Source organism: Bradyrhizobium sp. 199 (genome assembly GCF_023073355.1).
GTDB lineage: Bacteria > Pseudomonadota > Alphaproteobacteria > Rhizobiales > Xanthobacteraceae > Bradyrhizobium.
Genome location: NZ_JADPJI010000002.1, coordinates 939,899 through 961,810 on the forward strand (window position 1 = coordinate 939,899; position 21,912 = coordinate 961,810).

The 21,912-nt window shown below is 65.2% G+C and carries 16 protein-coding genes; 8 read left to right on the plus strand and 8 right to left on the minus strand.

Annotation, left to right across the window (positions count from 1 at the left end; genetic code table 11):
• Position 1 precedes the first annotated feature (1 nt).
• From tilS to IVB28_RS04505, 3 genes are all read left to right on the plus strand, one after another.
• Positions 2–1,060: a tRNA lysidine(34) synthetase TilS gene (gene tilS / locus IVB28_RS04495; RefSeq protein WP_247524843.1), complete on the plus strand. Its 1,059-nt coding sequence runs from the start codon at positions 2–4 to the stop codon at positions 1,058–1,060.
• Between the two features lie 290 nt (positions 1,061–1,350).
• A complete protein-coding gene (gene ftsH, locus IVB28_RS04500; protein ID WP_247524844.1) occupies positions 1,351–3,276 on the plus strand; it encodes an ATP-dependent zinc metalloprotease FtsH in 1,926 nt (641 codons plus the stop codon).
• A 167-nt stretch (positions 3,277–3,443) separates the two neighbouring features.
• Complete coding sequence (locus tag IVB28_RS04505; RefSeq protein ID WP_247524845.1) at positions 3,444–4,760, plus strand: serine hydrolase; 1,317 nt, start codon at positions 3,444–3,446, stop codon at positions 4,758–4,760.
• Between the two features lie 55 nt (positions 4,761–4,815).
• On the opposite strand, the gene IVB28_RS04510 is transcribed toward IVB28_RS04505, so the two are convergent.
• Entirely contained in the window at positions 4,816–6,621 is a 1,806-nt protein-coding gene (locus IVB28_RS04510) for a hypothetical protein (RefSeq protein WP_247524846.1), read from the minus strand.
• Between the two features lie 11 nt (positions 6,622–6,632).
• Complete coding sequence (locus tag IVB28_RS04515; RefSeq protein WP_247524847.1) at positions 6,633–8,135, minus strand: hypothetical protein; 1,503 nt, start codon at positions 8,133–8,135, stop codon at positions 6,633–6,635.
• 292 nt (positions 8,136–8,427) lie between these two features.
• On the opposite strand from IVB28_RS04515, the gene IVB28_RS04520 reads away from it, so the two are divergent.
• Positions 8,428–8,592, plus strand: a complete 165-nt coding sequence (locus IVB28_RS04520; RefSeq protein ID WP_027545569.1) for a Flp family type IVb pilin — start codon at positions 8,428–8,430, stop codon at positions 8,590–8,592.
• 122 nt (positions 8,593–8,714) lie between these two features.
• On the opposite strand, the gene IVB28_RS04525 is transcribed toward IVB28_RS04520, so the two are convergent.
• A complete protein-coding gene (locus IVB28_RS04525; protein WP_247524848.1) occupies positions 8,715–9,632 on the minus strand; it encodes a phosphatase PAP2 family protein in 918 nt (305 codons plus the stop codon).
• A 358-nt stretch (positions 9,633–9,990) separates the two neighbouring features.
• On the opposite strand from IVB28_RS04525, the gene IVB28_RS04530 reads away from it, so the two are divergent.
• Entirely contained in the window at positions 9,991–10,671 is a 681-nt protein-coding gene (locus IVB28_RS04530; RefSeq protein ID WP_247524849.1) for a TetR/AcrR family transcriptional regulator, read from the plus strand.
• A gap of 149 nt (positions 10,672–10,820) precedes the next feature.
• Here the strand turns inward: IVB28_RS04530 and pyk are convergent, their stop codons facing one another.
• Positions 10,821–12,257: a pyruvate kinase gene (gene pyk / locus IVB28_RS04535; protein WP_247524850.1), complete on the minus strand. Its 1,437-nt coding sequence runs from the start codon at positions 12,255–12,257 to the stop codon at positions 10,821–10,823.
• The gene (locus tag IVB28_RS04540) at positions 12,254–12,847 is read right to left on the minus strand and encodes a DUF1036 domain-containing protein (protein ID WP_247524851.1); all 594 of its coding nucleotides are present in this window, start codon (positions 12,845–12,847) and stop codon (positions 12,254–12,256) included. Before IVB28_RS04540 ends, pyk begins: the two co-directional genes overlap by 4 nt.
• Before the next feature lie 177 nt (positions 12,848–13,024).
• Between IVB28_RS04540 and IVB28_RS04545 the strand changes: the two genes are divergently transcribed.
• Together IVB28_RS04545 and IVB28_RS04550 are read left to right on the plus strand one after the other, a co-directional pair.
• On the plus strand, positions 13,025–13,330 hold the full coding sequence (locus IVB28_RS04545) for a DUF1244 domain-containing protein (protein ID WP_247524852.1): 306 nt from the start codon (positions 13,025–13,027) through the stop codon (positions 13,328–13,330).
• A 202-nt stretch (positions 13,331–13,532) separates the two neighbouring features.
• Positions 13,533–13,805, plus strand: a complete 273-nt coding sequence (locus tag IVB28_RS04550) for a DUF2312 domain-containing protein (RefSeq protein ID WP_014492426.1) — start codon at positions 13,533–13,535, stop codon at positions 13,803–13,805.
• A 72-nt stretch (positions 13,806–13,877) separates the two neighbouring features.
• Here the strand turns inward: IVB28_RS04550 and IVB28_RS04555 are convergent, their stop codons facing one another.
• From IVB28_RS04555 to IVB28_RS04565, 3 genes are all read right to left on the minus strand, one after another.
• Positions 13,878–15,539: a DUF882 domain-containing protein gene (locus tag IVB28_RS04555; protein WP_247524853.1), complete on the minus strand. Its 1,662-nt coding sequence runs from the start codon at positions 15,537–15,539 to the stop codon at positions 13,878–13,880.
• 242 nt (positions 15,540–15,781) lie between these two features.
• Positions 15,782–17,986: a L,D-transpeptidase family protein gene (locus tag IVB28_RS04560; RefSeq protein ID WP_247524854.1), complete on the minus strand. Its 2,205-nt coding sequence runs from the start codon at positions 17,984–17,986 to the stop codon at positions 15,782–15,784.
• A gap of 345 nt (positions 17,987–18,331) precedes the next feature.
• Positions 18,332–19,828 (minus strand): sigma-54 dependent transcriptional regulator, encoded by a 1,497-nt coding sequence (locus IVB28_RS04565; RefSeq protein ID WP_247524855.1) that lies wholly within the window; start codon positions 19,826–19,828, stop codon positions 18,332–18,334.
• Positions 19,829–19,955: 127 nt separating this feature from the next.
• Here IVB28_RS04565 and IVB28_RS04570 point away from each other — a divergent pair, with 127 nt between their 5' ends.
• Positions 19,956–21,878, plus strand: a complete 1,923-nt coding sequence (locus IVB28_RS04570) for a M3 family oligoendopeptidase (protein ID WP_247524856.1) — start codon at positions 19,956–19,958, stop codon at positions 21,876–21,878.
• The last annotated feature ends 34 nt before the right edge of the window (positions 21,879–21,912 follow it).

The following is a 21,912-nucleotide window of genomic DNA, read 5'->3' on the forward strand; positions in this document are numbered from 1 at the left end:
CATGTCAGACGACGACAATTCTCCAATCTCGGCGCGCGAGGCGAGGCGGCTCTTTGCCGGCCTCAAGGCTGCGCCGGCGCTGGTGCTCGCCGTCTCCGGCGGACCCGACTCGGTCGCGCTGATGTGGCTCGCGGCACGCTGGCAGCGCAGCCTCACGCGCGGCCCGCGTCTCACCGTCGCCACGGTCGATCACGGCCTGCGCCGCGAGGCGGCGCGCGAGGCGCGCGAGGTCAGGCGGCTCGCCTCTGAGCTCGGACTCCCGCACCGGACCCTGCGCTGGCGCGAGGCAAAGCCGAAGACGGGGCTGCCTGCGGCAGCGCGCGAGGCTCGCTATCGCCTGCTCGCGCAGGCCGCGCGCGCCGTCGGCGCGAGCCATGTGCTGACCGCCCATACCCGCGACGACCAGGCCGAGACCCTGTTGATGCGGCTGTTGCGCGGCAGCGGACTTGCCGGGCTGTCCGCAATGGCGTCCCTCAGCGAGCGCGACGGGATCGTGCTGGCGCGTCCGCTGCTCGACGTCACGAAGGCGCAGCTGATCGCGACCCTGAAGCGGGCCAGGATCGGCTTTGCCGACGACCCCACCAACCGCGACACCGCCTTTACCCGGCCGCGGCTGCGCGCGCTGCTGCCGCTTCTCGCGGCCGAGGGCGGCGATATCAGAAACCTGGCGCGGCTCGCGACAAGGCTGGCACGGGCCAATGCGGCGGTCGAGGTGCTGGCCGACGGCGCCGAGCGCTTCCTCCGTTTGCGGGATAGCGACGTTGCGCCGCAGGCGGGCGTTCGAAGCTTCGAGGCCTCGCGCTTTGCCGTCCTGCCGGAGGAGGTCCGGCTGCGGCTGCTGCTGCGGGCCATCAATGTGCTCGGACATGAAGGGCCCGCGGAACTCGGCAAGGTGGAAACCCTCCTGACCGCACTCGATCAGGCCATCGCTGCGGGTCCTCGCGCTGCCGCAAACGGTCGGCCAGCCCTGCGGCAGACCCTTGCGGGAGCCTTGATCAGCCTTGCCGGCGGGCATATCCAGATCACCGCGGCGCCGGCCCGGCGGCGCAAGCGCGGATGAAGGCCGCTCCAGGGGCCGCATCAAGTCGGATCATGACACCGGCCATTTCGGCCCCGTGCCGTCAGGACACCTTAACCAGGCAGGAAAAACCCCGCTTCGCTCGCCATTATTTCAGCGGGAATTGCTCTAAGATGGGCTAAATAGTCCCATCTCGTTCCCTTGGCAGCGACCGGGGCGGCACCTAAATTGTATGCGTCTAACCGAGAGGATTCCTTGGGGATTTTCTCGAGCCTGCCCAAGTAACTCCTGAAGGACCAGGGCGCGATCCGCGCGACCACGAAGGAAGATCGATGAACGCCAATCTGCGCAATTTCGCCCTCTGGGTCATCATTGTTTTGCTGCTGTTGGCGTTGTTCACGCTCTTCCAGAATCCGGGTCAGCGGGCCTCCTCGCAGGACATCGCGTTCTCGCAGCTCCTGAGCGAGGTTGACCGAGGCAATGTGCGCGACGTCGTGATCCAGGGCCCGGACATCCACGGCACCTTCACCAATGGCTCCAGCTTCCAGACCTATGCGCCGAGCGATCCGACGCTGGTGAAGCGCCTCTATGACAGCAAGGTGCAGATCACCGCGAAGCCGCCGGGCGACAACGTGCCGTGGTTCGTCTCGCTGCTGGTCTCCTGGTTGCCCTTCATCGCGCTGATCGGCGTGTGGATCTTCCTGTCGCGCCAGATGCAGGGCGGCGCCGGCAAGGCGATGGGCTTTGGCAAGTCGCGCGCCAAAATGCTGACCGAAGCGCATGGCCGCGTCACCTTCGAGGACGTCGCCGGCGTCGACGAGGCCAAGCAGGACCTTCAGGAAATCGTCGAATTCCTCCGCGACCCCGGCAAATTCCAGCGCCTCGGCGGCCGCATTCCGCGCGGCGTGCTGCTGGTCGGCCCTCCCGGCACCGGCAAGACCCTGATCGCGCGCGCGGTCGCGGGCGAAGCCAACGTGCCGTTCTTCACCATCTCCGGTTCGGACTTCGTCGAGATGTTCGTCGGCGTCGGCGCGAGCCGCGTCCGTGACATGTTCGAGCAGGCCAAGAAGAACGCGCCTTGCATCATCTTCATCGACGAAATCGATGCCGTCGGTCGTCACCGTGGCGCCGGTCTCGGCGGCGGCAATGACGAGCGCGAGCAGACGCTGAACCAGTTGCTGGTCGAGATGGACGGCTTCGAGGCGAACGAGGGTGTGATCCTGATCGCCGCCACCAACCGCCCCGACGTGCTCGATCCCGCACTGCTGCGTCCCGGCCGCTTCGACCGTCAGGTCGTGGTGCCGAATCCCGACGTCGTCGGCCGCGAGCAGATCCTCAAGGTTCACGTTCGCAAGGTGCCCTTGGCGCCGGATATCAACCTCAAGACCATCGCGCGGGGCACGCCGGGCTTCTCCGGTGCCGACCTGATGAACCTCGTCAACGAGGCTGCTCTCACCGCCGCCCGCCGCAACAAGCGGATGGTGACTCAGTCCGAGTTCGAGGAAGCCAAGGACAAGGTGATGATGGGCGCCGAGCGCAAGTCGCTCGTCATGACCGAGGAAGAGAAGCTGCTGACGGCCTATCACGAGGGCGGCCACGCTATCGTCGGCCTCAACGTCGTCGCGACCGATCCGATCCACAAGGCGACCATCATTCCGCGTGGCCGTGCGCTGGGCATGGTCATGCAGCTCCCCGAGCGCGACAAGCTTTCGATGTCGCTGGAGCAGATGACCTCGCGCCTTGCGATCATGATGGGCGGCCGTGTTGCCGAAGAGCTGGTTTTCGGCCGCGAGAAGGTGACCTCGGGCGCGTCCTCCGACATCGAGCAGGCCACACGTCTGGCCCGGATGATGGTGACCCGCTGGGGCCTGTCCGAGGCACTCGGCACCGTGTCCTATGGCGAGAACCAGGACGAGGTTTTCCTCGGCATGTCGGTGTCGCGCACCCAGAACGCATCGGAGGCGACGGTCCAGAAGATCGACACCGAGATCCGGCGTTTCGTGGAGGAGGGCTACAACGAAGCGACGCGTATTCTCACCGAGAAGCGCGCCGATCTCGAAGCTCTCGCCAAGGGCCTGCTCGAGTTCGAGACGCTGAGCGGAGACGAGATCATCGACCTGCTCAAGGGCAAGAAGCCGAACCGCGAATCCGTGCTCGAGCCGACCACGCCGCGCGCCTCCGCGGTGCCCCCGGCCGGCAAGTCGCCGCGCCCGCGGCCGGATGCGGATCCTGGCCTGGAGCCGCAGCCGCAGGCGTAATCGCGGAGCGGCAGATCAGGCGGCAGATCAGATTGAAAAACGCGGCGGAAACGCCGCGTTTTTTGTTGAGACGACGTGCTTTACGCGCAGTGATGGCAAGTATCTCTTCACAGGCCCAAGAGGTTGTCCTAGAAAACGGACAGCCAAAACGTGGGAGGGCAGGTGCCATGGGTTGGGAAGCGCTCTGCAAGCCGCGCGCGCGAGGCAGGCTTTTTCTGGCTATCATTCTCGTCGGCGCGGTATCGGCACTGCCATCATACGCGCAGGACGCCCGCAGCTCGGCTGACGCGGGTGGGGCACGCGAACCGGGGCCGGTGTTTTCGGACAGCGGCCCCGATGCGGCGGCATATGGCTCGGCTTCGGGCTACCCCGTCGGCACGCGCGGGTCCGCCACCGAACGCGACAAACTCGTCGGAGCCTACAGTCATTTCGACGAGCTCTATACGTCGCGTCCGATACGCCGCGCTGCGACACCCTGGCAGTTCAAACGCGCACCAGAGCCGACCATCGCCTACAGTTTCGGCCCGGATCGGCTGACCATTGCCGATTATCTCAAGCGCAACCCGGTGACGGGGCTCCTGATCGCCCTGGACGACACCATCCTGTACGAGCACTATCAATATGCGCGGACCGATCGCGACCGCTTTCTCTCGCAGTCCATGGCCAAGACCATGGTCGCCATGCTGATCGGCATCGCGGTCTCGGAAGGGCGAATCAAGTCGATCGACGATCCGGTCTCGGCCTACGTCGCCGGTCTTGCAGGAAAGGAATATGGAAACACATCCATCCGGGCCTTGCTGAACATGGCCTCGGGTGTGGAGTTTTCCGAAGTCTATGACGGGCACGACGACATTGCCCGGCTGGGAAGAGCGCTGTTCGTCGGAGAGGCGAAAGATCCTGCCGCGACCATCGCGCAATTCAACACGCGGGGCGCGCCGCCGAACACCAGATGGCACTACGCCAGCGTGGAAACCGAGATCCTCGGCTTGGTGCTCCGGTCCGCTACGGCGACCCCGGTTGCCGACTATCTCCACGACCGGGTCTGGGGCGCGATCGGCACCGAGGCCGACGCCTCATGGGCGATCGACGGCAGCGGGCAGGAGATTGCTTTCTGCTGCGTCAACGCAACCTTGCGCGACTACGCGCGCTTCGCCCGGTTGCTCGCGCATGACGGCAGTTGGGAAGGTCGCCAGTTGATCCCGCGGCAGTGGCTTTTGGATGCGACGACCGTCAGGTCAGCTGATGCTCACCTCGCGCCGGGCGTGGCCACATCCTATTTCGGCTACGGCTATCAGGTCTGGCTTCTTCCCGGCGAGCAGCGCAGGTTTGCCCTGCTCGGGATTCGCGGGCAGATCATCCTGGTCGATCCGGCCTCGAAGCTCGTCATGGTGCACACGGCCGTCCGCCCAACACCGTCCGAGCCGGGAGCCCTGAGGGAGCCGCTTGCGTTGTGGTTCGCCGTGCTTCAACAGCTCGGGAAATGATGATCTGCGGTTTGTTGAAGTTTGATGCCGGCGGATCTGCTTCTCCGTCCCGCTCTCATTTGCGCACGCGCCAAACTGTCCAGCCGGGTTTTGACACGGCCTCTATTCGCTCCAGAAAGTCCGGATCTCCGCCGCGCCCGAGCTGCGCCGCGAGACCCTCCGGAGCGATGCGGACAAGGTCTTCCTGGTCGGCAGAGTGGTTGCAGGTCAGGACGTAGTCGACCTGTCGCTCGCGAAGCATTGCGCGCGCGGCGTCCGGCGTTGCCGTCAGCGTCTGCACCATGGCAAGGTTGCCGTCATTGTTGCGGTGATAGGGACCAGCGAACACGGAATGGCTCGTCGCAGCCAGAATGGCGGGGCCCGAATCGATCGGCGCCATCACCCGCCCCGGCGACAGGGCGGCGAGGGGCGCGGCGCTGGAGATGGTCTGGCAGGAAACGGCAGGATCGGGCGCCGCGATGGTGTGGCCGGCGGTCCCCGCGGCGAGTGCCGGCCAGATCGCAAAGCCGATGCCGCCAAGTGTGGCGGGCGATACGAGCAGTGCGGCACGTACCAGCCCCCAATTGGCAACGGCACGGTTGCGAAGCGCGACGATTCCCATGACGCAGAGCGGAGCGGCGACAATGTTGGCGGCGGCGGCGCCGCGCAATTCCCACAGGCTGACGCCGTACAGCGCTGCAAGCGTGACGGTCGAGACGGTCCAGCGAAAGCGCGTCTGCGGCATGTCGCGGACGATGGCGGCAAGGCACAGGCCGAGCGTCAGCAACGGAAACGCGTAATACCCGAGCAGCTTCTGCGGTTGCATTCGCGCCAGCTGTGTCACCGGCATGGTCTCGGTGACCCGGTCGAGCCAGAAGCTGACGAGCAGGGGATCGACCTGCGCATAGGGCGAGGCAACGCAGCTCGGATAGGATTTGAAAAATGCGCCCAAAAGGAGTGCGCCCGCCGTTGCAGCCGCCGCAAGACGCGTCCGCAAGGAGCCGTGCAGAGAGCTGACGCCGGCCACTGCGAGCAACGCGATGCCGCCGCCCGCGGACAAGAGCAGGATCGGGCCGCCGAAGGCATCGCAGACCGGCCTCGCAAGATTGTTCGTCGGGAGCAGCAGCAGTGCCAGCAGCAGCGCCGATCCGGCGAGACCCGCACCGAAGGCGCAGGCGGAGCGCAGGACTTCAGGGCCCTTCCAGATCAGGAGCCCGACCACGGCCGCGCTCGCCACGGCGATGGCAGGCAGCATTTCCAATCCGACCGCCAGCGAAAGCGCCGCGAGACATCCGGCCAAGCCCGCCCTCGCGGCCGAATGTTCGAGATCGATGATGCAGAGCATGAAGCCGAGCAGCAGCACGATCTGCACATTGTGATGGTCGATCGCGCCGGCGCGGAAGTGGATCAGGGCAGGAACCGACAGCGCCGTGACCAGAATAGTAGCAAGCTGTATCCGCGGCCGTTCGGCCGGGGCGCTTGCCTGACAGGCGATCGCCGCTGTGAGCCAGAGCGCGACGCCCAACAACACCGAGGGCCATACGACCAGTGTGAGCGCTTCCGAAGCATGCTGGCCGAGCAAAGGGCGAAACAAGAGGATCAGCAAGGCCAGGGGCGCATCGACGATGCGGGACCAATGCATCGCAATTCCGGGCGGATCGAGTCGGTACTGGGTCAGGTCGAACCAGCCTTGGCCGTCCAGGAGATCGCGCACCTCGACCAGTCGCATCGCATCGTCGGTCGACAACGTGTCGAACACGCCGGCCTTGATCGCGGGAATACCCAGCGCCACCACGATCGCCGCCCAGACCATCGTGAGCACGAGCGCGGGATTCGCCGTCGCGCTGGATGCTCGCTCGGTCGGCAGCAGCAGGGCCGGCACTGTCCCGCGCCTCAATTTGAGGCCGCGGGTGTGGACCTGCTATCCGCGCTCTGCCCATCCTCGCGCACATGGATCACTGCGATGTCGTCCGCATAGATCCGCTTCCAGCCCTTGAGCTGGTCGAGGATCTGCGGGCCCGGCGCATCAGCAACCAGGAGCGTCGCGTCGATCTTGTACTCGTCGAGCAGGCGCGGCAGCAATTCTGGCTTCCTGCCCTCCGTCGCCTTGAAGAAGTCCATGACGAATTTCTCGCCGTAGAGCTCGGCGCGGCCGTCGACGAAGACCGGAATGTCGCGCGAAATCAGATAGCCGCCGAACTGATAGGCGTTGAAGATGCGCTGCACCTTGCGTTGCTCGAGCAGGTCGACCGCCGCAACCGGCGTCTGCGCCATCGTGAAGGTGAAGCGGTGATGCCCCATATAGAGCGACGTCGAGGTCCAGCTCGCCGCCACGATCATCAGCGCCCCAAGCGCTGTGACATAGCGCGCCGGCCAGCGGTCGGCACCGCTGGCGTCAGGCGCCGGGCGCGGGAACATCTGGCCGAGCGGCTTGGCCAGCACCAGCGGCACCACGAACGCAAATGCCTCGATGCTCCTGACATGGGTCAGTGCGCTCCAGGTCAGGAACAGGATCAGGACGATCCGGGGCGCCGACAGCACCAGGCCGCGATAATAGCCGAATGCGATCAGGGCGAGCAGGGCGCCTTCGAAGGAGGTGAAATTGGCGAAGTTCGCCGGCGCCCATTCGAAGATCAGCGACAGCAGCTCGCCGAGGCCGAGGATGTTGGTCGCGCCCAGCAGCGTCCGCCAGCCATAGGGCGTGCAGCAGCTCGCGACCAGCGCGCCGATTCCGAACAGGACCCAGCGCATGAACAGCCGAAGGCGTTGTCCCTTCTCGGCATGCTCGACCGCCTCCAGCGAGATCGGGCCGATCAGGGCCAGGCCCAGCACGAAGCCGCCGTGCAAATTGGCCCAGAGCGCCATCAGCGGCAGCCAGGTCCAGGACGGCGCGCTCCTGCGGTCGGCAGCCGCCATCAGCATGCCGACCCACGCCACCATGACGGGCAGCGCCAGGATGTGCGGACGCGCCAGCACGTGATGGATCGAAAGCAGCAGCGCCAGCATCGCGAACAGCACGGCGCGCGGGGCCTCGATCTGCGCGTCGAGCAGATAGACGAAGATTGCGAGCGTGAGCGCAACCGCGACCGCGGTGAGGATGACGGGACCTGCCCAGCCCCATTGCGCATGGGAGAAGGCGAACAGCACCTGCGACAGCCATGACGTCGAAATCCACGGCGCGCCCGTTCGCGTGAAGGAATAGACGTCGGTGGTGGGCATGGCGCCGTGATCGAGGATCCATTGCCCGATCTTGATCTGCCAGAACGAGTCGGAATCCTGAAGCAGCGTGTCGCCGAGATAGAGGTAGAACAGGTAGGCGCCGGCACCGACGCACAGCGGCACCAGGGCCCTCGCGCGGCTCTGCACCGCGATGCTGTTGGCAAAGGAAAGGGACATGCCGCCTCGTCGTCCTGTGGTTCTTGTCCGAGCGGCCGGCATTGGACCACGGGCGGTCATAACTTCGGGTAAACCGGCCGCGCCATGCCGGTTTCATGTCCCGACAGTTTAACGGATTGTTTTAGTTCTCAATTTACCATCGGCGAATACACGTAACCCGCTCAGTGTTTACGCAGTCGAATTAACTGCGGCGCAATTCTTTGCCTCTACGTTCCGTTTCATGGTCGGGCGGCGCTGGGAAGCCGAAAAGACCAGATCATTGTAAGCCTCGTGTACTTATTTGGAGCACTCTATGAAGAACCTCGTTGCGCGTTTCGTGAAGGATGAATCCGGCGCCACCGCCATTGAATACGGTCTGATCGCAGCCGGCATCGCGCTGGCGATCATCACCGTCGTCAACAACCTCGGCACCACCCTGAACACCAAGTTCACCTCGATCTCGACCAGCCTCAAGTAAGGCCGGACGAACCAGGAAGTTCAAAGAGCCCCGTCCTTGACGGGGCTCTTTTCTTTTGGGGCGAGGCTTGTCCGTCCAGCTGGTCGGTTCAGCTTCTCAGTTCGCCTTCTCAGTTCGCCTTCTCAGTTCTCTTGGGCGAGGCTTGCCAGTCCCGTCGAGGAAGCCGGCACGGCAGACCCGTGCGGCGCGCGGCTCCGCTCGAGGTAGAATTTAGCGGCCCAAATCGAGGCTGCGGCGAGCGCGATGCCGGCCGCGACGTCGATGATGTAATGCGCGCCGATCACCGGCGTCGCCGCAATCATCAACAGGTTGAGCGCGGCCACGATGCCGCCGAGGCCACGCACCGGCCACAGCGCCCACATGTAGAGCACGGCCGATGCCGCGTGAAAGCTCGGAAACGAGACGATGCCGGAAAGAGAGAACAGCCGGAGCTGGTGCAGGCTGCCGTCCCGGAGCGCGAGGATGTCGCGCAGCTGGCCGGCGTAGACCGCGGTGTTGATCTCGGGGAAATGCGCGGCCGGCAAATTCAGTGCGTAATAGGTGCCGATCGCGGGCACCACCGCGGAGATCGTGATGGTGACCGCGAGCGCAAGGCTCATCGCGAGCATGAACAATTGCAGCCGCACATAGCGCGCCGTCAGTGCCAGCACGACGGGAATGCCGAGCAACGGAAGCTTGATCAGTCCGTAGGCGCGCGCGAGGCAGGTGGCGAGCCAGGGATGATCGTTGACGTAGCGCGCGATGGGTTCCGGATCGAGGCCGAGCGCCCGGTCGATCGCCAGCAGTCCTTGGTCCTGGAGCGGCCAATTCAACTTGCCCGCCACGTAACTCAGAGGTCCGACAATGGCGCAGGTGAGAATGACCTGTCCGATGGTGCCAAGCGAGAACACCAGCTTCGGGTCCGCAAGCTCGCCTTTGACGATCCAATGGCCATAGGCGACCGCGAGCAACGCCGCGGCGATCGCCACGGTCACGCCGTAGGCGACCGGCTCGAGACCAAGTCCAGTGGCGGGAAGGCCGAGCGCCAACAGGGTCCCCATCCCGAGAATCGGAAACCAGTTGAGGTGGAAAAGCTGCCAGGCGGTTCGGGAGTCCGTGTCGTGCATGGTGCACCGAGATGGAATTGCGTTGCCTCCGTACAGTTACGGACCGGCTTTAAGGCCGCGATAAAAAGTGTGGTTATCGAATTTACAACCTCTGCGTCCTGCTTTTAGATGTTTGCCGCGCGGCCTCTCCGGATTGGAGCTCCAGTCCGGCCGCAGTGACGCGTCACGCATTTCTCATCTTGTCATTCACCCTGAATAGTTGTTCAGTCCTTGCGGGGCGATTTGCATTTTTTGCGTGACGAAGCGTTCGGCCGCAGCGCGTGCGGCGGGCGTGAGGGACAGGAAGCGCGCCATGGTTTATCGGCGGACGCATCAAGTGGTTAAGCGCCTCGCGGCGCGGCGCAGCGCGATTCTAACGGCGGCGCGGGAGACGGCGGCGGAAGGCGGGATGGCGGCGGTGCAGATCGCGCCGGTCGCGGTCCGGGCCAATGTCGCGGCCGGCACGGTCTACCGCTACTTCCCCTCCAAGGCCGAGCTGATCTCTGAACTCATTGCCGAGGTCTCCCGCGACGAGCTGACGGCGATCCGCCGGGCGGCCGATGCCGCCCCGGGGCCATCCTCCGCGTTGGCCGCGGCCGTGACCACCGTGGCGGTCCATACGCTGTCGCAGCGCCGGCTGGCCTGGGGCATCCTGGCCGAGCCGGTCGATGTCGATGTCAGCGCCTCCAGGCTTGCCAGCCGGCGCGAGATCGCGGGCGAGATCGCATCCCGGATCGACGCTGCGGTGCGTGCCGGCCACCTGCCGGCGCAGGACACCGCGCTCGCGGCCACTGCACTGCTCGGCGCGCTGCATGAATCCCTGGTCGGGCCGCTCGCGCCCGACAATCTCGACGATCCCATCAAGATGCGCGACGCGGTGCAGACCGTCACGCTGTTGGCGCTGCGCGCGGTCGGCGTCATGGACGCCCGCGCCCGTGGTCTGGTGGTGCAGCAGACCCTGCTGCCGACGGCGAAGGCGCTGGTTGGCGCGTAAAATCGGACGCGCGAGGGACGCGGCGGCCTGACCGGCTCGAGTCGTTGAGGGGGCAGGCCTTTCCGCAAAACGCAGCAAGCTCGCCGGAGGCTCCGGCTACTTTGCATGGGGTTGTTTTTCGACTTTTGGTTTGGCCGGTCCTGCGGACCCTACATGTTCGCGTCGCCCTCGGCGCCGACCGAGGCGATGCGTACCATGTTGGTGGTGCCGGGGATGCCGAGCGGCACGCCGGCAACGATGATCACGCGCTGACCGGCGCGGACGAAGCCGTCGCGGAACGCGATCTGGCCGGCGCGGCGGACCATGTCATCCTGGTCGCGCGCGTCCTCCGCCACCACGCAATGCACACCCCAGACAACCGCGAGCCGTCGGCCGGCGGTGATGTTCGGCGTGATCGCAACGATCGGCGGCTTCGGCCGTTCGCGCGCGACGCGCACGGCGGTCGAGCCTGAGCTGGTCCAGCAGATCAAGGCGGGCAGGTCGAGCGTTTCGGCGATCTGCCGTGCGGCATCCGCGATCGCATCGCCCGCGGTCGATTCCGGCGCCGGGCGCTGCGCCATGATCACCGAGCGGTAGATCGGGTCGCGCTCGACCTCCTCGCCGATGCGGTTCATGGTCGAGACCGCCTCGACCGGGAATTTGCCGGCCGCTGATTCCGCCGACAGCATGATGGCATCGGCGCCCTCATAGACGGCGGTGGCGACGTCGGAGACTTCGGCGCGGGTGGGGACCGGCGACTGGATCATGGATTCCAGCATCTGGGTCGCGACCACCACCGGCTTGCCGGCACGGCGCGCCATCCGCGTCATCTGCTTCTGCAGGCTCGGCACGCGCTCCAGCGGTAATTCGACGCCGAGGTCGCCGCGCGCCACCATCAGCGCATCGGAGGCCTCGATGATGTCGGCGAGGCGGTCGATCGCCTGCGGCTTCTCGATCTTGGCCATCACAGCGGCGCGGCCGCGGATCATCTTCTTGGCTTCCAGCACGTCGTCGGCGCGCTGCACGAAGGACAGCGCGATCCAGTCGACGCCGGTGACGAGGGCCGCCTCGAGGTCGGCGCGATCCTTCGACGTCATGGCGGAGACCGGCAGGTCAGTATCGGGCAGGCTGACGCCCTTGCGGTCGCTCATCTTGCCGCCGACCACGACACGCGTCACCGCGTGCTCCTTCGAGGTCTCCTCTGCGATCAGGCGGACCTTGCCGTCGTCGAGCAGCAGTGCATGGCCGGGCCGCAGTGCCGCCAGGATCTCCGGATGCGGCAGGTGGACGCGCGTGGTATCGCCGGGCGCCTTGTCCGAATCGAGCGTGAAGGTCTGGCCGTTCTGGAGCTGGACCGAGCCTTCGGCGAAGGCGCCTAACCTGAGCTTCGGGCCCTGGAGGTCGACCAGGATGCCGATCGGCCGGCCGTAGCTGCTCTCGACGTTGCGGATCGTCGCCACCAGCTCACGCATCTTGTCATGCGAGGTGTGGCTCATGTTGATGCGAAACAGGTCGGCGCCGGCCTCGAACAGGCGGCGGATCATCGCGAGATCCGAAGAGGCAGGTCCCAAGGTCGCGAGAATCTTGATACGGCGAAGACGCCTCATGGCTTATTTCCAGACGGTGGCGAGGGAGCTGGCGGGAGGCCAGGCGCGGCGGGGGGCGTACCACCGGGTGGGCTATTGGGCAAACCCGGAACCCCACCCGGGCCAACCGGACCGGGCAGGCCGGGTACGCGTTGCTGCGCCGGCTGTTCGTTGGCGTCGGTCAGCTGCACCGTCCACGCTCGCTGCTCACCGGTGTCGACCTCGAAATAGCCGGTCCGGTCATAGCCGCGCGCGAGGCAATCCTCGGTGCCGCGGATGGTGAACTCCTTGTCGCGCGAGCACATGAAGGCCTGCCCCGACCACTCGCCGCCGCGGTCATAGTCGATTGCGTAGATGTAATAGTACCGGGCGACCAGCGTTCCCCGCAGCAGGGTCTCGCAGGAGCGGGACGAGATGTTCCACCAGCCTTCGGTGGTCCAGCCCTCGGCGTCCTTGTAGCCGAGCGCAATTCCGACCCGGCTCGAGGTGTTGTTGCAGAGACGGAAATCGGCCGATGCCGGACTGGCGCAAAGGCACAGCAAGGCGATCACCAGCACCGGGACCAACCGGGCGAGCAGGCGAAGCGGGGGGCGGGGAGATTCGGCAATCATTGTCGCGCTAGCTATACCAGATCATTGACGATTTGGCGTAGGGGCGGGGAACGGCCCCAACAGAGCGGCAATTCCGCCGTCGGGCCGGTTTGCGCCGGGATATGGCAAAATCTGTGACAGCGCCCACCTGATCCCGTAAGGGTGACCTCCATCAGGTCAGGCCCAAGGGATACAGCCATGGCAATCGACGACAAAACCAGAACGGAGCTCGAGGCGGCCGCTTTCCGGCGTCTGGTCGATCATCTGAAGATGCGGACGGATGTGCAGAACATCGACCTGATGAATCTCGCCGGCTTCTGCCGCAACTGCCTGTCCAACTGGCTCAAGGAAGCTGCGGACGCCCAAGGCGTCGCCTTAACCAAGGACGAGAGCCGAGAGGCCGTCTACGGCATGCCGTATGAGACCTGGAAGTCGAAATACCAGGGCACGGCCACGCCCGAGCAGCTGGATACGATGAAGAAGGTCCATCCCCACGGGCATTGAGCAGTCTCGGCCCGAGTCGCCGCGCGCTGAGTCGCAGCACACAACAGGTTTCTTCAAGCGCCGCAGGAAGGTGTGGGCGCGCTGTGGACGAGCGCGATGCTTGCTTGAACGCGGTCCGCACCAACCCTAAGGGTTTTACCCAGCACGCGCGGTGGGGATACCGGCGTCACCTCGTTTTGCCAGTTCCATTGGGAGTACCTAGATGGCCACCTCCGCCGCTGTCCGCGACGACGAGCCCGCGACGAAATTTGCCAAGGACCAGCTCAAATCCATCATCGAGCGCATCGAGCGGCTGGAGGAAGAGAAGAAGGCGATCTCCGACGACATCCGTGACGTCTATGCCGAGAGCAAAGGCAACGGCTACGACGTCAAGGCGCTGCGCACCATCGTGCGAATGCGCAAGCAGGACCCGAACGAGCGCGCCGAGGCCGAGACCATTCTCGAGACCTACATGCAGGCGCTGGGGATGCTCTGAGGCGCTTACTGTCGTCCTGGCGCTTCGCCGGGACGACAGCGGAGATTTTGGAAGCAGTGAAGGCTACGAAGCTCAGCGCAGCGCGGCGGTGCGCACGACGAACGACGTTGTTTGAAGCTTCGCGGTCGCGCTGCCCGAGAAGCTGTCGCAAGACAGGCCCTGCATCGGATCGTCGACAAAGCCCATCGCGACCACGGCGCGTGGCTTGACGAAATAGGCGCGGAGTGCGGCCGTATCGAGTTCGCCCATCAGCGTGACCGACATCGCGCGGCTCGCGCTCGGTGACAGCATCACGATCTTTAGCCAGACGCTCTCGCTTTTGGCGGCGGAGAGGCGGGTCGCGGTCGCGACCGCGCCGTCGACGCTCTTGCCGACCACCGTATTGATCTCCGTTGCCTGAGCCATGCTGCGCGAAGCGGCGGGACGGGTCGAACGCGGGACCGGTGCGGAGGCGGCGACGACATTGGCGCGATCGACAGGAGAGGCGGCGGCCGGCGCGTAGGCCAGCGCCTGAAGCGCCGTATTGGACACACTGGCGGTTGGTTGCGGATCGGTGGCGGCGGCAAGGGCCTGCCGCGCCTTCAATGCGGCGACCTGGGCTGGCGTCGCCTGCTGCGGCGCGGCCGGGACGTCATCCCAGAAGCCGCGGGCATTGATGATGTCGGCCGGGGTCTCCGGCTTGCCGTCAACAGACTTGCCGGAGGCCGGCTTGTCAGCCACCACCGCGGGCTTCGGCTTGGGCGGCGCGACGAGCTGCGCATCGGCGGAGGCGAGCTGGATCGTCGCGGCCATTTGCGGCTTGGCGCGGGGCGTCGGCACCGGTTCGGCGGGCTTGGCTGCGGCTGCGACGACGGCCGGTGCCGCTGGCTTCGCCGCCGGTTTCGCGGCCGGGGCGGACGCGCCCTCGTCATCCTCGTCGCTGCTGCTGGCCGGAGCTGCCGACTTGCCCTTGAACAGGGCGGCAAAGAAATTCGGCTTGCTGCTGGAATCCTCGCCGCTGCCGCGCCGCTCGATCTCGGCCTTGGCGAACTCATAGTTCTTTAGCGGAACGCCGTCGGTCGGCAGATGCACCGTCTTTCCATCCGGGAAGACGCGGGCGAGTTGGTCATGCGTCATGCGCGGCCAGTGCCGGACGCTCCCGGTATCAAGATGCACGAAGGGCGAGCCGGAGGTCGGGTAGAAGCCGACGCCGCCGCGCTGAAGGCGCAGGCCGGCGAAGCGGATCTGCTCCAGCGGCACGCCGGGAATGTAGAAGTCCATCGCATGACCCAGCATGTGCTGGCTGGCGCGCGCCACGCCGGAGGAGCGGCGGCGGAGCATGGCGTTGGTAGCGGGGGAGCGGTAGGAGGAGATAATCTGGATCGGCTGCTTGGCGTCGACGTCGCGGTAGACTTCCCAGAGGATGTCGAAGAGGCGACGGTCCATGACCGTCTCGTCCTGGGTGCGCCAGTCGCGCAGGAAGTGGTTGAGCTGCTTCAGCGCGCCTTCGTCATAGCGGCCGTCGCGCTTGAAGGTGACAGTGAGGTCTTCGCCGGAATGGGTGTGGTGGAACGAGAGCGTCTTGGTCTCGTTCAGCGCGGCGGCGTTATGAACCGAACCTGCGGCAGCAAGCAGCAATGCGGCAGCAAGGCCGATCCTGGATCCGGCCTTCACTCCCGCATGGGACAACGACAGCACAGCGAATTGGCGTGCGAGACCAGTCAGCACGTATGAGCCCACCCAGTCGACGAGCATTCAAATTGGACTCTCCCGCTAACCCCGTTAGCGCGCGAAAGAGGATGAACGCTTTGTTAAAGCGAGAAGGTTAATTCGAGGTTGACCTTCCCGCCCCCAAACCAAGTCAGAATACAAACCTAACCGGTTGACTGTGGCAAAAAAACGCCCGCGCACGGGCCCAGGTGGACAATGGTTAACGTTAAGCGGCTCCATCCATGAGACGGGGCCGCTGATTTCGTTGCAGAATTCGCCAAATGGGCTTAGCGGGTGAACACCCGCTGCTGCTGGGACCGGCGGCCGACCGGGGCCGGCGGCGGCGTCGGGGCTCCGCCTCCGAACAGCCGCTCGAAGAAGTTCGGGCCGGACGAGCCGAAGCCACCGCCATTGTTGGCCACCGCCACGCCGTTCGGAAGCGTCGTCGCCGGGCGCGAATAGCTCGGCTGCGAGTGTGCCACGACGGCCTCGAGGTCCTTGCCGCGGTTGTTCTTCAGGATGTTGATCATGGTCGCGTCGCGGCCATAGACGTCCTTGCGGAATTGCAGCTTGCCGGCGTCATCCACGAAGGCGGTCTGATAGGTGATGTTGACCGGGACCGGCGTCGGGAATTTCAGGTCGATCTCGCTCTTGCCGTACATGCTGCGCACGCGCTCGGGCGTGTACTTCTCGTTCGGCATGGCGATGTTGAGCAGCACGGAGGCATACTGATCCGGATTTTGCACGCGCATGCAGCCATGGCTGAAGGCGCGGTCTTCCCTCGCGAACAGGTTCTTGTCCGGCGTGTCGTGCTGATAGACCAGGAACTTGTTCGGGAAGTTGAAGCGGATGCGGCCGAGCGCGTTGGCTTCACCGGGCGGCTGCGAGATGTGCACCGAGCCGTCGCGGTTCTGTTCGAGCTTGAGTCCCATGCGCTGGAGCACGGTCGGGTCTTGCTGAAGCGCCGGCAGGTACTCGTTGTAGACGATCGACGGCGGCACGTTCCAGGTCGGATTGACCGTGATGTACTTCATCGTCTCGGTGAGCAGCGGGGTCGCATGCGAGCCGGGCTTGCCGGTGACGACGCGGGTGGTCCAGACCTGCTGGCCGCGCTGCATCACCTTCAACGTGTAGTCGGGAATATTGAGGATCACATAGGCATCACCCAGGGCGGGCGCGCCGAGGTCGCGCGGCAGCCAGCGCCAGCGCTCCATGTTGACCAGCACGACGTCGATCTGCTTGTCGCGCTTCGGGGTGTTGAGCGCCTTGACCGTCTTGTCGTCGAGGATGCCGGTCGCCTTCATCTCGGCGCTGCTCTGGAATTTGCGCACGGCGTCGGCGACCGCCGCGTCATAGCGGGTGTCGTTGGCGTTCTCGGCGAGGCCGAGCTTGGCGCGCAGCTGCGGCACGCGCGGATCTTCCACGACGATCTCTGCCTGCTTCTTGCCGGCCGGGGTGTATTTCAGCGCCGGACCGTCGGCGATCTCGATCACGGGGCCGTTGCCCTGGCCGCGAAGCTCCGCGAGCTTCGCCTTCAGCTCCTTGTAGAGCTTGTGCGGCGGGTTGTAGCTGTCGAGCGCTGCGGAGGCGTCGGTCGCGGTCGTGACCTTGGCGAGCACCTCGTTCGGATCGACCGGATGCTCGGGATAGAGGATGTCGCCGCTGGCCTGCGACCAATGCATGCGGCCACTCTGGGCCTGGCGCGCATAGTCGAACATGCTGGCGGTGAGCTTCAGCTCGGCATCGGCGAGCGCATCGGGCGAAGTGGCGCTGGCGAAATCCGGCACCGGATAGTCGGCCGGATTGAGGCCGTCGGAGGCCGCATCCTTCAGCCGCGCGATGACGCCCTTGGCCGTAGCGGTCAGGCTGCCGCCTTGGGTCCAGACCGGCGCGAAGTCGCGTGCGCCATAAAACTTCTCGATCGCCGCGCGCTCGTTCTTGCGGTCGAAATAGCGCGACGTCTTGGCGCCGATGATATCCTTGAGCTTGTCGGCCACCGGCTGGTCGGCGGCGGGAACATTGGTTGCGGCCTTCACCGGCTCGGCGGCCGGAGCCGCAGCCGTCGCGGGTGCCACAGGCGCCGCCGGCGTTGCTGTCGCGGTGTCGGCCTTTGCGGGCTCGGTCTTTGCCGGCTCGGTTTTTGCTGTTTCGCTCTTCGGCGCCTCGGTGGCGGGCGTGGTGGCGAGGTCGGACGCCTTAGTCTCGACCTTGTCCGGGGCCGGGGCAACGTCAGCCTTCATAGGCTCCCTTGCCGGCTCCTTGGCGGAATCCTGAACCGTGGCGGTGGTGTCGAGCTTGATGTCGGATGCGGTCGGCGGCGGGACGTTGGCCGGCTCGGGACGCGGGATCGCAGCTTCGATCGCGAGTTCGGCCGCGCTGCTGCGCGCCTGATCCTGCGCCAGGGCCGAACTGGCCGACACCGTGAGGAAGGTTGCCGCGACCGTCATCAAGACACGGTCAAAGCCCGCACGGTGGTTCAAACAGTCACGCATTGTGTCGCACCCCTCGGGTGAACTGTCCCTCTTGGAACAGCTTCGTTATCGCTTATGAGCTTCGGCTAAATCGCGCCGGCCTCTCGAAAGTTGCACGCCTGCACGCAACGATTCCTACGCCGACGATATACAGGGCCCGGTTTTGCAGCCAGCGCCAACCGAGACAACTCACGCCAAACTGACTTCAAGGCAGCCTTTTGGCAACGGATTATGCGCTTGCCCCACGCGCTTTCCCTGTGTCTGTCACTTCCAAGTCACGGTTCGGGAAGCAGTCGAATTCTTTCGTCATGCGAGCGGCTTACAGCCGGTCTCGCATCGTCCCGCGAGCCTCCGTTCGCATGAGGCTCAGTGCGTCTCTTCGCCGCTTTTCCCGCCATGTCCGGGAACCACGGCCTCATCGAGTTTGCGGTAGAGGGTGGACCGGCCGATTTTGAGGCGGCGGGCCACCTCGGACATCTGGCCGCGATAATGCGAGATCGCGAAGCGGATGATCTCGTTCTCCATGTCCTCGAGGGCGCGGACATCGCCCGTCGGGGTCAGCATGGCGAGAGTTCCCGCGGCCGCAAGCGGCACGATAGGTATTTCACTACCTGATACCATCGAAGGAGTCGCCGCCGGCTCGAGCATCAGGGGCGCGGTCGGAATCTCCGTTACGGGATGCGGCTGCGAGGCGAGCAGAGGGAAGTCGCTGAGGCCGAGCTGGTCGCCCTCGCTCATCACCACCGCACGGTAGACCGCGTTTTCGAGCTGGCGGATGTTGCCGGGCCAGTCGAGCTGAGCGAGATGCGCCATGGCCTCGCCACTGATGCCGGTGATCTGGCGGTTCTCCTCGGCGGCAAAGCGCGCCAGGAAATGCCGGAGCAGATGCGGGATGTCCTCCCGCCGCGCCCGGAGCGATGGGATCGTCAGCGGCAGCACGTGCAGGCGATAGAACAGGTCTTCGCGGAAGTGCCCCTGTTTCACCCGCTCCAGCAGCCGGCGATTGGTTGCCGAGACGATGCGGACGTCGACCTTGACGGGCTTGCGACCGCCGACTGCCTCGACTGCGCCTTCCTGGAGCGCCCGTAGCAGCTTGACCTGCGCGGTCAGCGGCAGCTCGCTGACCTCGTCCAGAAACAGAGTGCCGCCATGGGCTTCGACGAACTTGCCCATGTGCCGCTCGGTGGCGCCGGTGAAAGCACCCTTTTCGTGGCCGAACAGAATGGACTCGACGAGGTTGTCGGGAATCGCGCCGCAATTGACGGCGACGAACGGCTTTGCCTTGCGCTCGCCGCTGCCATGGATGGCGCGCGCGAACAGCTCCTTGCCGACGCCGGACTCGCCTTCGATCAGAACGGGAATCGCGGAGTTCGCCGCCTTCTGCGCCGTGCGCATCACACCTGCCATTGCTTCCGAGCGGGTGACGATGTCGGAGAAAGTCAACCGGCCTTCGCGGCTGTGCCGGATGCGCTGCAACTCGCCCTTGAGCGCGGAGGCGTTGAGAGCATTGCGCAAGGAGACCTGGAGCCGCTCCACGCCGACCGGCTTGACCACGAAATCGGCCGCACCGGCGCGCATCGCCGAGATCACGTTGTCGATGCCGCCATGGGCGGTCTGCACGATGACGGGGACGCTGAGGCCGGCTTCGCGGATTTTCGCCAGCACGCCCATGCCGTCGAGGCCGGGCATCACGAGATCGAGGATGACGGCATCGATCGCCGGTGCATCCGGGGCGGTGAGGGCGGCGATCGCGGCGTCGCCGGAATCCACGACGACCGTCTCATAGCCGCATTTCTGCACCATATTCTCGACCAGCCGGCGAGCTACGGCGTCGTCGTCGGCGATCAAAATACTGGCAGCCATGGTGTTCCCCGCACGCTACTACTATCTGTCTCGAATCGGGGCACTCTGGCCGAAGCCGATTAACGCACTCTTAAACCTTGATGCCCCAGCCCGCCGCCGCGATTGTTGAACACAGGTTTCCCACACAATGAATTCGCGCTCCAAGAATGCTCTCCGCAAGCCTGCCGCCAAAACGTCTGCCCTCAAGAAATCTGCCGCCAAGAAAAATGTAGCCAAGGCAAAGTCCTCCAAAACGTCACTCGCCAAATCTTCGTCCGCAAAACCGGCGAGCAAGACCGGCAAGCTTCCGGAGTGGAACCTGGCCGATCTCTATTCCGGGATCGATGCGCCGGAAGTGGCGCGCGATCTCGAAAAGATGGACGCCGACTGTGTCGCGTTCGAGACGGACTACAAGGGCAAGCTGGCGACAGGGACAGCAAACGAAGATGGCGGAAAATGGCTCGCGGAGGCGGTGCGACGCTATGAGGCGATCGACGATCTCGCCGGCCGCCTCGGCTCCTATGCCGGTCTCGTTCATGCCGGTGACAGCGTGGATCCCAAGATTTCAAAGTTTTACGGCGATGTCTCCGAGCGGCTGACGGCGGCGTCCACGCATCTGTTGTTTTTCGCGCTCGAGCTCAATCGCGTCGATGACGATATTTTGAACCGTGCCATGCAAGCCCCCGAGCTCGCGCATTACCGTCCCTGGATCGAGGATCTGCGCAAGGAGAAGCCGTATCAGCTCGACGATAAGCTCGAGCAGCTTTTTCTGGAGAAGGCGCAGACCGGCTATTCCGCCTTCAACCGGCTGTTCGACCAGACCATCTCCAGCCTGCGCTTCAAGGTCGGGTCCAGGGAGCTGGCAATCGAGCCGACGCTCAATCTGTTACAGGACCGCGACGGCTCAAAGCGCAAGGCGGCAGCGGAGGCGCTGGCAAAGACCTTCAAGGCCAATGAGCGCACCTTTGCGCTGATCACCAATACGCTTGCCAAGGACAAGGACATCTCCGACCACTGGCGCGGCTTCAAGGACGTCGCGGATTCCCGGCACCTCAACAACCGCGTCGAGCGCGAGGTGGTGGATGCGCTGGTCGCTTCCGTGCGCGCCGCCTATCCAAAATTGTCGCATCGCTATTACGCGCTGAAGGCGAAGTGGTTCGGCAGGAAACGGCTCGCCTACTGGGACCGCAACGCGCCGCTGCCCTTTGCCGCGACCGACGTCATTGGCTGGCCCGATGCACGCAACATGGTGCTGACCGCCTATCGCGGCTTCTCGCCTGAAATGGCTGACATCGCCGAGCGCTTCTTCACCGATCGCTGGATCGACGCGCCGGTGCGGCCGGGCAAGGCGCCGGGCGCGTTCTCGCATCCGACCACGCCGTCAGCGCACCCTTATGTGCTGATGAACTACCAGGGCAAGCCGCGCGACGTGATGACGCTCGCGCATGAGCTCGGCCATGGCGTGCATCAGGTGCTGGCGGCGAAGAACGGAGCGCTGATGGCGCCGACGCCGCTGACGCTGGCCGAGACCGCAAGCGTGTTCGGGGAGATGCTGACCTTCCGGCGGCTGCTGGCGCAGACCAAGAGCGCCAAGCAGCGCCAGGCGCTGCTGGCCGGCAAGGTCGAGGACATGATCAACACCGTGGTGCGGCAGATCGCGTTCTATTCGTTCGAGCGCGCGGTCCACACCGAGCGCAAGAACGGCGAACTCACCGCGACGCGGCTCGGCGAGATCTGGTTGTCGGTGCAGGGCGAAAGCCTGGGGCCGGCGATCGAAATCAAGGCGGGCTACGAGAATTACTGGATGTACATCCCGCACTTCATCCACTCGCCGTTCTACGTCTACGCCTACGCCTTCGGCGACTGTCTGGTGAACTCGCTCTATGCCGTCTACGAGAACGCGGCCGAGGGTTTTGCCGAGCGCTATCTCGGCATGCTCGCGGCCGGTGGCACCAAGCACTATTCCGAGCTGCTGCGGCCGTTCGGCTTGGATGCCAAGGACCCGAAGTTCTGGGATGGTGGCTTGAGCGTCATTGCCGGGATGATCGACGAGCTGGAGGCGATGGGCTGAGGCTTCGCGCTCCGGCGACGGGTCGTGAGTGCCG

Coding starts and splice junctions, on each gene's coding strand:
- tilS (WP_247524843.1), top strand. CDS start 2: ATGTCAGACGACGACAATTCTCCAATCTCGGCGCGCGAGGCGAGGCGG.
- pyk (WP_247524850.1), bottom strand. CDS start 12,257: ATGAGGCGTCTTCGCCGTATCAAGATTCTCGCGACCTTGGGACCTGCC.
- IVB28_RS04540 (WP_247524851.1), bottom strand. CDS start 12,847: ATGATTGCCGAATCTCCCCGCCCCCCGCTTCGCCTGCTCGCCCGGTTG.
- IVB28_RS04565 (WP_247524855.1), bottom strand. CDS start 19,828: ATGGCTGCCAGTATTTTGATCGCCGACGACGACGCCGTAGCTCGCCGG.
- IVB28_RS04530 (WP_247524849.1), top strand. CDS start 9,991: ATGGTTTATCGGCGGACGCATCAAGTGGTTAAGCGCCTCGCGGCGCGG.
- IVB28_RS04525 (WP_247524848.1), bottom strand. CDS start 9,632: ATGGGGACCCTGTTGGCGCTCGGCCTTCCCGCCACTGGACTTGGTCTC.
- IVB28_RS04570 (WP_247524856.1), top strand. CDS start 19,956: ATGAATTCGCGCTCCAAGAATGCTCTCCGCAAGCCTGCCGCCAAAACG.
- IVB28_RS04520 (WP_027545569.1), top strand. CDS start 8,428: ATGAAGAACCTCGTTGCGCGTTTCGTGAAGGATGAATCCGGCGCCACC.
- IVB28_RS04550 (WP_014492426.1), top strand. CDS start 13,533: ATGGCCACCTCCGCCGCTGTCCGCGACGACGAGCCCGCGACGAAATTT.
- IVB28_RS04545 (WP_247524852.1), top strand. CDS start 13,025: ATGGCAATCGACGACAAAACCAGAACGGAGCTCGAGGCGGCCGCTTTC.
- IVB28_RS04505 (WP_247524845.1), top strand. CDS start 3,444: ATGGGTTGGGAAGCGCTCTGCAAGCCGCGCGCGCGAGGCAGGCTTTTT.
- IVB28_RS04560 (WP_247524854.1), bottom strand. CDS start 17,986: ATGCGTGACTGTTTGAACCACCGTGCGGGCTTTGACCGTGTCTTGATG.
- IVB28_RS04555 (WP_247524853.1), bottom strand. CDS start 15,539: ATGCTCGTCGACTGGGTGGGCTCATACGTGCTGACTGGTCTCGCACGC.
- ftsH (WP_247524844.1), top strand. CDS start 1,351: ATGAACGCCAATCTGCGCAATTTCGCCCTCTGGGTCATCATTGTTTTG.
- IVB28_RS04515 (WP_247524847.1), bottom strand. CDS start 8,135: ATGTCCCTTTCCTTTGCCAACAGCATCGCGGTGCAGAGCCGCGCGAGG.